The organism is Microcoleus sp. S1D4 (assembly GCF_036700765.1).
Classification (GTDB): Bacteria; Cyanobacteriota; Cyanobacteriia; order Cyanobacteriales; family Microcoleaceae; genus Microcoleus.
Genome location: NZ_JAUBPP010000016.1, coordinates 145991 through 155845, shown reverse-complemented (window position 1 = coordinate 155845; position 9855 = coordinate 145991). Strand labels below are relative to the sequence as shown.

The 9855-nt window shown below is 45.9% G+C and carries 8 protein-coding genes and 1 pseudogene; 7 read left to right on the top strand and 2 right to left on the bottom strand.

Going from position 1 to position 9855, the window contains the following annotated elements; all coding sequences use genetic code 11:
• Positions 1-275 (bottom strand): annotated as a pseudogene (locus tag QT998_RS18090) (photosystem II D2 protein (photosystem q(a) protein)); the annotation flags it as partial.
• A 291-nt stretch (positions 276-566) separates the two neighbouring features.
• Between QT998_RS18090 and QT998_RS18085 the strand changes: the two are divergent.
• The 7 genes from QT998_RS18085 (at position 567) to QT998_RS18055 (ending at position 9248) form a co-directional block, all read left to right on the top strand.
• Positions 567-1133: a photosystem I assembly protein Ycf4 gene (locus tag QT998_RS18085; RefSeq protein ID WP_194012996.1), complete on the top strand. Its 567-nt coding sequence runs from the start codon at positions 567-569 to the stop codon at positions 1131-1133.
• A gap of 327 nt (positions 1134-1460) precedes the next feature.
• Positions 1461-2249, top strand: coding sequence for a peptidylprolyl isomerase (locus tag QT998_RS18080; RefSeq protein WP_442921983.1), 789 nt, complete (start codon positions 1461-1463; stop codon positions 2247-2249).
• Positions 2250-2626: 377 nt separating this feature from the next.
• The gene (locus QT998_RS18075; RefSeq protein ID WP_333093408.1) at positions 2627-3841 is read left to right on the top strand and encodes a beta-ketoacyl-ACP synthase; all 1215 of its coding nucleotides are present in this window, start codon (positions 2627-2629) and stop codon (positions 3839-3841) included.
• Between the two features lie 333 nt (positions 3842-4174).
• Positions 4175-5284 carry an ATP-binding protein gene (locus QT998_RS18070; protein ID WP_333118806.1) on the top strand — a complete coding sequence of 370 codons (1110 nt, stop codon included), beginning with the start codon at positions 4175-4177 and terminating at the stop codon, positions 5282-5284.
• 101 nt (positions 5285-5385) lie between these two features.
• A complete protein-coding gene (gene mutL, locus QT998_RS18065) occupies positions 5386-7263 on the top strand; it encodes a DNA mismatch repair endonuclease MutL (protein WP_333118804.1) in 1878 nt (625 codons plus the stop codon).
• Between the two features lie 232 nt (positions 7264-7495).
• Positions 7496-8317, top strand: coding sequence for a SirB1 family protein (locus QT998_RS18060; RefSeq protein WP_333093412.1), 822 nt, complete (start codon positions 7496-7498; stop codon positions 8315-8317).
• A 133-nt stretch (positions 8318-8450) separates the two neighbouring features.
• Positions 8451-9248, top strand: a complete 798-nt coding sequence (locus QT998_RS18055; protein WP_333218106.1) for an alpha/beta hydrolase — start codon at positions 8451-8453, stop codon at positions 9246-9248.
• Between the two features lie 91 nt (positions 9249-9339).
• On the opposite strand, the gene QT998_RS18050 is transcribed toward QT998_RS18055, so the two are convergent.
• Positions 9340-9804 (bottom strand): SRPBCC family protein, encoded by a 465-nt coding sequence (locus tag QT998_RS18050; RefSeq protein ID WP_194010060.1) that lies wholly within the window; start codon positions 9802-9804, stop codon positions 9340-9342.
• Positions 9805-9855 lie beyond the last annotated feature (51 nt).

The following is a 9855-nucleotide window of genomic DNA, read 5'->3' as shown; positions in this document are numbered from 1 at the left end:
AAGAACAGCAGGGAGTGTCCGAGGCTGTTGGCTGGGGTGGATACTGCGACGGTGATGAAGTTGGCTCCTTCGAGGTACGAGCTTGCCAAACCGTGGGTGTACCAGGATGTGACGAAGGTGGTGCCGGTTAGCCAGCCACCGATGGATAGGTAGGCGCAGGGAAATAGCAGAATCCCAGACCAGCCTACGAAGACGAAGCGATCGCGCTTGAGCCAGTCGTCGAGTACATCAAAGATGCCTCTTTCGGTCTGGGCGCGTCCGACTGCGATTGTCATAGTTATAAAATCCTCTTGCTTGTTAAAAGACCAAGGTTTCTAATTAAAGTTAACATAACTATATATTATAAGTTGATAAAATTTCAACTCAAACACCAGAATTTCCCCACTAGATGCGTACTCCCCCAGTCGCGATCGGTTCCACAAGCGAGAAATTCGAGGTACTTCCAAGCCAACTGACTCGCTTTTCGCCGGCGCAGTTAAGGGTGGTTGAGGAGCCAGTCGCGCCAAGGAAGTGCGAGTGAGGTAGGCTAGTTGAATTAAAATTTGGCTTTAAGGCTGTTTAATCTTATGACTGCAAAAGCAACGACCTCGATCGATTCTATCCTCCGCTACGAGGTTTTGGGTTCCCGCCGCTTCAGCAATTACTGGTGGGCGACGATTGTCACCATTGGAGGGACTGGTTTCCTGCTTTCGGGCCTTTCGAGCTACTTGCACGTCAACCTGCTGCCTTTTGCTGACCCGACTGAGCTCATTTTTATCCCCCAAGGCATTGCGATGGGTTTCTACGGTGTCTGCGGCGTGCTGTTGGCACTTTACCTGTGGCTGACTGTTCTGTGGGATGTCGGCGGCGGATACAATGAGTTCGATCGCAAAACTGGTAACATTCGGATCTTTCGCTGGGGATTTCCCGGCAAAAACCGCAAACTTGATTTTACTTGCAAAACATCCGACGTGCAATCTGTGCGGGTGGACATTAAAGAAGGTCTCAGTCCCCGCCGCAGCATTTATCTCAAGCTGAAAGACCGCCGTCAGTTTCCCCTAACTAGAGTCGGACAGCCGATTGCTTTGTCTGATGTGGAAAATCAAGCTGCGGAATTAGCTCGATTTTTGCAAGTTCCCCTAGAAGGACTGTAGATATTTTCGATTTTCGATTTTCGATTGTTAATGTCTTGTCGTCTTGTAGGGTGCGCTTCGGCGCATCAAATCGAGAAATCTCGGAATTGAGAGATTGGGAATTGGGGATTTTCGATGGCAGAATTGGTAATGTCTTGTAGGGTGCGCTTCGGCGCACCAAATCGAGAAATCTCGGAATTGAGAGATTGGGAATTGGGGATTTTCGATCGCAGAATTGGTAATGTTTAGTAAGTTGAACGGCGACGCACCAAATCGATAAATCTAGGGTGCGCCTCGCCGTAAACCTTACCCGGTTGAAGGAAAATGAAAGTGAAAATACAAATGCAAATGCAAATGCAAATCAAAATTCAGCGGTGGTTGTTCTCACTTTTAATAATTGGTGCGCTGTTTGTCGGGGGATGCGGTAGTTCTCCGCAGGCTAACTCAACTCCGACACCGAATCCGGTGTCTGGTGAAAGCATTTCTTTGACTCCACCTCCGTCTCCTTCTAATGCTGTGGCGGTGAGTTCGCAATTTAGCAATTTGCCGCGTTTGGAAGGAAAAGCAACGGTGGTGATGATCGTCAAAGGTGCTCCAATTACGATCGAAGTTGACGGCACAAATGCACCGATTACTGCGGGCAATTTTGTCGATTTGGTTCAGAAAGGTGTCTACGACGGGCTGGTATTTCACCGAGTAGTGCGGGAACCTCAGCCTTTTGTAGTTCAGGGCGGCGACCCGCAGAGTAAAGACCCTAAATTCCCTACGGCGCGGCTGGGAACTGGGGGTTTTATTGACCCGAAAACATCTGCAGAACGCAGGATTCCTCTGGAAATTAAAGCTAAAGGTGCTCCGAGTCCGACTTACAGCAAAACGCTAGAACAAGCTGGAATCGATCAAAAACCTGTGTTGATGCACACTCGCGGGGCTGTGGCGATGGCTCGATCGCAGAGTCCTGATTCGGCTTCTTCTCAGTTTTACTTTACTTTGACCGATGTACCGTTTTTGGACGGTAGCTATGCGGTTTTTGGGTACGTGAAGGAAGGGATGGATGTGGTTGATAAGATTGAAGCGGGCGATCGGATTGAGAAGGCTACTGTTACTCAGGGTTTGGAAAATTTTAAACCTGGTAGCTGAAGGTAGTCATTAGTCATTAGTCATTGGTCATTGGTCATTGGTCATATCAATTCCGGTTGCACTCATACATGACTGTTGACTGTTAACTATTGACTGTTGACTGTTGACTGTATTTTATTATTCCGATGCAACCGGAAACGATATGATTATTCATTAGTCATTAGTCATTAGTCATCGGTCATTGGTCATGAGTCATTAAGGATGAAGGATTGACTGACAAACTGGTGACTGATGATTTAAGGTGGGAGCATTTCATTTTTACATAAAGCATTTTTTGTTGTATTACTGTCCTTGAAAAGCGAGCTATAGAAGGAAGCGAACTTCGGAGGACACTACATAAACAAAACTGAGATGCTCCATTACGGCTAAGTACAAAAATGGATGTTGTTGTTACTGGAATTGGTCTTGTTTCAGCTTTGGGTAATCTGCCAAATAGCTGGAAAAGACTGTTGGCGGGTGAGTCTGGAATTGAGATACATAAACCTTTTTTAGAACTTGAACCGCGAGTTTTGGCTTTGGTTGGTACAAAACCTGCTGATTTAATAAGTTTAATTCTGCCTGTTTTAGCAGAGGCTTTGCAAGATGCTAATTTGACTTTGCCTTTGCGCGATTGCGGAATTGCGATCGGTTCTAGTCGAGGATTTCAGGGAAATTTGGAACAGTTGGGAAGTGAAGGAAGAGGGAAGAGGGAAGAAGGAAGAAGGAAGAGGGAAGAAGGAAGGGGGAAGAGGGAAGAGGGAAGGGAATGCTCAATTTTCGATCGCCCATTCCCGATTACCGATTATCGATTCGTGGATTTTTTGCCTCATATGGGGGCGATCGCGGCGGCGAGAGCAATTGGCTCGACGGGGCCCGTGCTCGCGCCGATGGCTGCTTGTGCGACGGGCCTGCAGTCGATCGCCCGCGCTGTTGATTTGATCCGCACTGGTGAGTGTCAGCGGGCGATCGCAGGTGCTGTGGAAGCGCCGATTACACCACTGACTGTGGCTGGATTTAACCGGATGGGTGCTTTGGCCGACACTGGCTGCTATCCGTTTGACGAACATCGCGAAGGTTTGGTGCTCGGTGAAGGCGGGGCTTTATTTGTATTAGAATCCGCCGAGTTGGCAAGCCGTCGCGGTGCTAAAATTTACGGGCGAGTTTCGGGTTTTGGCTTGACAAATGATGCTTGTTATGCTAACGCACCCGATATCGGGGGGGAAAGTGCGATCGCGGCGGTAAATCAATGTTTGAAACGCAGCAATTTAGCAGCCGTTGATATTGATTTTGTTCACGCTCACGGTACTGCAACTGATTTAAACGATCGACAGGAAGCGCTGTTAATTGAAAAATTGTTTCGCCCTGGAGTTGCTGTTAGTTCGACTAAGGGGGCTACTGCTCATACTTTGGGAGCTTCGGGAGCCTTGGGCGCGGCTTTTTGTTTGATGAGTATTCGAGATGGGATGTTGCCGCCTTGCACCGGCCTGAAAAAACCGGGGTTTGAATTAGATTTTGTTCGCTGCAGGCGATCGACTCTGGTGAGAAATGCGATTTGTTTGAGTTTTGGCTTTGGCGGGCAGAATGCTGCGATCGTCTTATCTGGCGATCGTTAATTTTTGGCAATGCCAGTCGATCGACATTTAAATTGTGCGCTCTCTCTAAAGTTAAAATCTTGTAATGGCTGCTGCAGAACTCGATCGCACATCTAATAAAAATCTCAAAAATATTACCATATTTATGGATTTTAGTCAATTAGCTAAGAATTTGCGCGAGATTGCTGCTGCTGTCTGAGTCGGGCTCTGCATTCCGGCGATCACCCTTTCCCGGCCTGGGATGCCAGAATATAGAGCCAGATTCAAGCAGTATTGTCTTTTATCAACGCATCGATGCCGATCGGCGAAAATAGAAAAAATAAACTGTTTAAATTAAGCATTAGGTACTATCTCATGGATCTGGCATCTCATCGATTTATCTCTTATTTTGAACCTCTGCAAGCTGCTCACCTGTGTCAAATAGCTGTATTGGAGAGTTTTGCTGAGGAAACGCTAGTTTTTGACGAAGGAGAAGCGGCCGATTTTTTCTATCTAGTTTTAGCAGGTGCAGTCGAGTTTAGCAAGCGGATTGAAAATAATAAATATCAAGCTATTGCTATCGCTAAGCCAGACGATTTTTTTGGCGAACTCGGAGTTTTAGACGGAGAGCCTCGCAGTGCTAGAGCTGTGGCATTTGGCGGCTCGACTTTGGCAAAAATAGGTCGCCAAGAACTAATAACAACTCTAGAGTTGGCTCAAGGCAGTTCCGTACTGCAAATGTTTAATTTCATTATTAAAAACTTGCGCGATACTACAGATCAATATGTTAGCCAGTTCGTACACAAACAAAAAATGGTATTAGTCGGAGAAATGGTGAGTACAATTATTCACGATTTCAAAAGTCCTTTTACGGGAATTAAACTCTCCAGCGAAATGCTCAAAGAAATGCACCCCGATGAGGAAACTCAGGAGTGGTGCGAACTTATTCAATTACAAGTTCAGCGAATGTTGGGGATGGCTGAAGAAGTATTAGAATTTTCGCGCGGTAACTCTACATTAAGTAAAAAACCAATCAATTTAATCCAGACGTTGCAGCAGTTTGAAAAATTGAACAGAGTTTATTTTGATGCGGCAAAAGTAAATTTAGTGCTGCGGGTAACAGAAGTAATAGTGGAAGCCGACGATAATAAGATTTTGCGCGTTTTGCAAAATTTAGTTGGGAATGCTGTTGAAGCTTTTGGCGGGCGCGGCGGGCGAGTTGAGATTATTGTGACACAAAGCGAGGAGTGGGCAGAAATTAGCATTTACGATAACGGCCCCGGCATTCCCTCATCAATTAAAGACAAGTTATTTGAACCGTTTGTGACCTACGGGAAGCGGACTGGTACTGGTTTGGGAACGGCGATTGCTAAGTCGATTGTTGATGCTCACAAAGGAAAAATAACCTATGAATCGGACAATGAAAAAGGGACAACTTTTTACATCCGATTGCCAATCAATATTGTAGAATCGGAGCAAATTTAAGTAGCATACAGATATCTAGATTTTCTCAATTTTCGTGAAATATAATGTGTAGCCAGTGGCAAAATCAAGTAGAATTTAATTAATGAAATGCTAAAAATCTGATGCCAGTTACTATTCAAACCTTACCCGCAGAAGTTATCAATTTAATTGCCGCCGGCGAAGTGATTGACTCGATCGCCGCTGCGGTACGAGAATTAGTTGAAAATTCTCTGGATGCTGGTGCAACTCGCATCGTTGTGTCTGTCTGGCCCGAACAGTGGCGGGTGCAAGTTGCAGATAACGGTACGGGGATGGATCTGGAAAATTTGCAGCAGGCGGCTTCGCCTCACAGTACGAGCAAAATTACCACGGAAGCAGACCTTTACAAAATTACTACTTTGGGATTTCGCGGGGAAGCTTTGCACAGTTTGGCTCAGTTGGGCTGTTTGGAGGTTTTGAGCCGATCGAACGATTTGGGATTGGGCGATTTTTGGAAAAATCGAGAGTCTGCACCAAACCCGGCCAATTCATCGTTTAAGAAGGAAGCAGTTAAAAATGCTCGATCGGGCTGGCGGGTGGTTTACAGCAGGACGGGCGTTGCTGTAGAGGTGGAAACAGTGGCGATCGCGCCTGGTACGGTAGTCACTGTGTCTGATTTGTTTGGCAATTGGCCTGTACGCCGCACGTTTTTGACTCCGGCACAGCAAATGCGATCGATCCAATCAATCATTCAGCAAATTGCTATTTGTCACCCGCACGTTAATTGGCAGTTGCGTCAAGGAAATACTGCTTGTTTCTACGTCACTCCTAGCAGTACAGCGGAACAAATTTTACCTCAGTTTGTGCGCGGCGTGCGAGCAAGCGATTTGCAATATTTAAAGTTAGATTTGCCTTCAGTTTCTGAAAAGAATAAATTGCCAGATAGTTTCGCACAGGCGCAATTATTTTTGTCAAAAACAGGGGCGAGTTACCAATTCCCAATTCCCGATGCCCAATTCCCAATTCCTAATTCCCAGTCTCTGGAGTTAGTAATTGGTTTGCCCGATCGCTGTCACCGCAGGCGGCCAGATTGGGTGAAGGTGGCGGTGAACCGGCGGGTTGTGCGATCGCCCGAATTAGAGCAAACTATTCTCAGCGCCTTCGCCCGTACTTGTCCGCGCGATCGCTATCCCGTGTGTTTTGTTCACCTGCAAATCTCCCCATCAGAAATCGACTGGAACCGCCACCCGGCTAAAGCGGAAATTTATCTGCACGATCCGAGTTTTTGGCAAGCACAAGTTAGCGCGGCAATCGATCGGGCTTTGCACTTGAATGATGAAGTTTTGCCAGCGCCACATATTCCCGATCGCGTGGGACAATTGCTGAAGGCGTCGGAACAAAAAAGTGCTTATAGTGTAGGAATTGGCGATCGGCCAAACGATGAAGGCGGCGAAGAGGCAAAAAATCATCAAATAGGATTGATGGAACTGAGGGCGATCGCACAAGTTCACAATACTTACATTGTGGCGGAACATTCCAGCGGAATGTGGTTGATAGAACAACACATCGCTCACGAGCGCGTTTTGTACGAAAAATTGTGTGCGGCTTGGCAGCTAAAAAATCTCGAAAAACCAGTAATTCTCAGTCAATTATCTGCCCTGCAAATTGAGAATTTATCCCGCTTGGGTTTGGAAGTAGAAATATTTGGCGAACAGCTATGGGCGGCGCGAGAAGTGCCTGAATTGTTAGCCGATCGAGATGACTGTGCGGCGGCGCTTTTTGAACTCAGTAAAGTCGCAGATTTGCAAGCTGCTCAAGTTGCTACTGCTTGTCGCAGCGCTATGCGTAACGGCACTCCTTTGAGTCTTTTGCAAATGCAAAATTTGTTGAATGAATGGCAACAAACTCGCAATCCGCGTACTTGTCCTCACGGCAGACCTATCTATTTTGCTTTGGAAGAATCGACTCTGGCTAGGATTTTTCGTCGCAGTTGGGTGATTGGTAAAAGTCACGGTATTTGAAGGTGTGCGTTACATACTAAACTGTTTTTTTTACCGCAGAGGGCGCAGAGAACGCAGAGAAGAGGAAAATAGAGGTTTTGTTGAGGGTTTTTTGGGCAACTGGATATGCTTTTTTTTTACCGCAGAGGGCGCAGAGAACGCAGAGAGGAGGAAAAGAGAGGTTTTGTTGAGTTTTTTTTGGGTGACAGGATATGCGGATAAAATGTTAATTAATGTTGAGTAAATTATTATTATGGATTTGACGATCGCCCGACAACTTTTTTACCAAGAAATTAGTCAGCCAGACAACTCGATCGACCTGGCGAAAGCTGCTTTGTATGTGGCTTTGGAGGAATACCCGAATTTAGAGCTTCAAGCGTATTTAAATGTTCTCGATTCGATCGCCGATCGAGTGCGTTTGCGCCTCCCGCCACAGAATTATCCGCTGCGGATCATTCAAACTATTAACGGCTATTTGTATGAGGATTTGGAATTTTCGGGCAATGATGCTGATTATTATGACCCCCGCAATAGTTTTTTGAATCAAGTGCTCGATCGCCGTACTGGGATTCCGATTTCTTTATCTCTGGTTTATTTGGAGGTTGCTAAGCGCATTGATTTTCCGATGGTGGGGATTGGGATGCCGGGACATTTTTTAATTAAGCCGGATTTTGAAGGTGCTGGGATTTTTGTGGATGCGTTTAATGGTGGCGAGATACTATTTCCTGAAGATTGTCAAGGGAGACTTTCTCAAATTTACGGTCAACCAATGGAGTTACAACCGGCTTTTCTCGCCCCGGTAAGTACGCGGCAGTTGTTGGGGCGAATGCTGGGAAATTTGAAGGCGATTTATTTGCAGCAGCGCGATGCGTTGAGGGTGTTGGGGGCGATCGAACGGATTTTGCTGTTGTTTCCCGATGCGCTGTTGGAAAGGCGCGAGCGCGGAATTCTTTTCTATCAAATTGGGCGTTTTGCCGAGGCGCGGCACGACTTGGAACTATACCTGACAAATGCTCCGAATGCTGAGGATGCTGCTGCAATTCGCCAATTGCTCGCAAGGCTCGATCAGAACTAAGTTAAATGGGCGATCGCACAACATCGCACCCCAAGCTACACTCGATAAGTTTTACAAAGTTCGATCGAATTTTTGCAAATCTGGACACAACATATAACCGAGCAATTAACACCTATCAAAAGATAGGTTACATTTGCTCGACCTGACTGTACAATATTATGTCATTTACGGAACTCCTGACTCCACTTTCTCGACAGATACCCGCACAGGCGATCGATCGAAACTGTATTTTGACGTAAAGAGGCACAAACCCATGAACTTTAAGTTTCAACAAAATTATCTCAACGGAATGCAACCACAGTCAGCCCATTTTACCAAAAAAATGTCAAAATCTTTATCATTAGGTTTGGCACTTTTAATCTCGACAAGTGCAGTATTTCTGAACAGCAGCAAAGCCTTTGCACTAGACAATGTTACAGTAAAATACGGGGCAGTTGACGTAACTTTACCGATGAGCGACTTGCAAAGCTTTGCACAAACCGGCCAAGCATCACCTCAATTGCAAAGCGTTCTGAATCTGGCGAAACAAAAACCCGAAGCGGTGCGCGAAATATTAACGCGAGAAGTGGCTTTAGATTCCCAATTAGTAATGCGGCTGGCAAATACTTATTTTGGGGAAATTGTTTTCAAAGAATTGGGCGAGGTTGCTTATACGCCGACAACTCGGCTGCAAAGCGCGCCGGCACTGCGCGATGCTTTAGTCGCAGCTTCTAAAGATGGCAAAATATCGCTGATCGAAGTGATTCAAAATTACGGGCCTGCCGCTTTAGAAGTGAATGGAAATCAAGCGATGGTAATCTATCAGCGAGTCATCAAAGATTTGCAAGATATGCAGGATATCTATAAGAATTCCCCAGCTTTGCAAAATACTGCTGGTCAAGCAAGACAAATGATTTGTCAGCCAAATTCATCACCGGGGGCTGGGAAGTAAATAATATCAATTACGGTTGCACTCATACATAATTGTTGACTGTCAACAGTTAACAATCATGTATGGTTGCAACCGGAATTGGTATTACCTATTAGCTATTACTAATTTCTTGAGATAATTGCTCCGCTACTCGTTTGAGTCGGCGGAGTTGGTCTTTCATGTCTTTTTTTGTCAAAGAAGCTGCAAAGCTATTGAAACCAAATCTAATTAAAGGATTGGGGATTTGGAATTCAAAGCGGTTAATCAAAAGAGTTCCTTGGATGTGGGGCTGGCATTCCCAACGATCGCACCCTTGGAAAAATCCGTCAAACCCCCAAACAATTAAACCGGGTTGTCGCTCTAACACCACGCTGTTTAAAGTGGGTTGCAAAACCGGAATTTTTATGATGAACAAGCTGCGGCTTCCCACAGCAGTATCCCACTCGCCCTCTGGTTCGCAGCGCAGCATGGGATTGAGCCACTTGTGCATCAAAGTGCGATCGACTATACAGCGCTCCACCAAGGTGGCTGCAGCGCCAATTTCAATTGATTGCTCGAAAACTTGACGAATTGACATGAAAACCTGCAAGCTAGAAGCGTATTCTGACAGTTTTTGATCTGCCTTGTC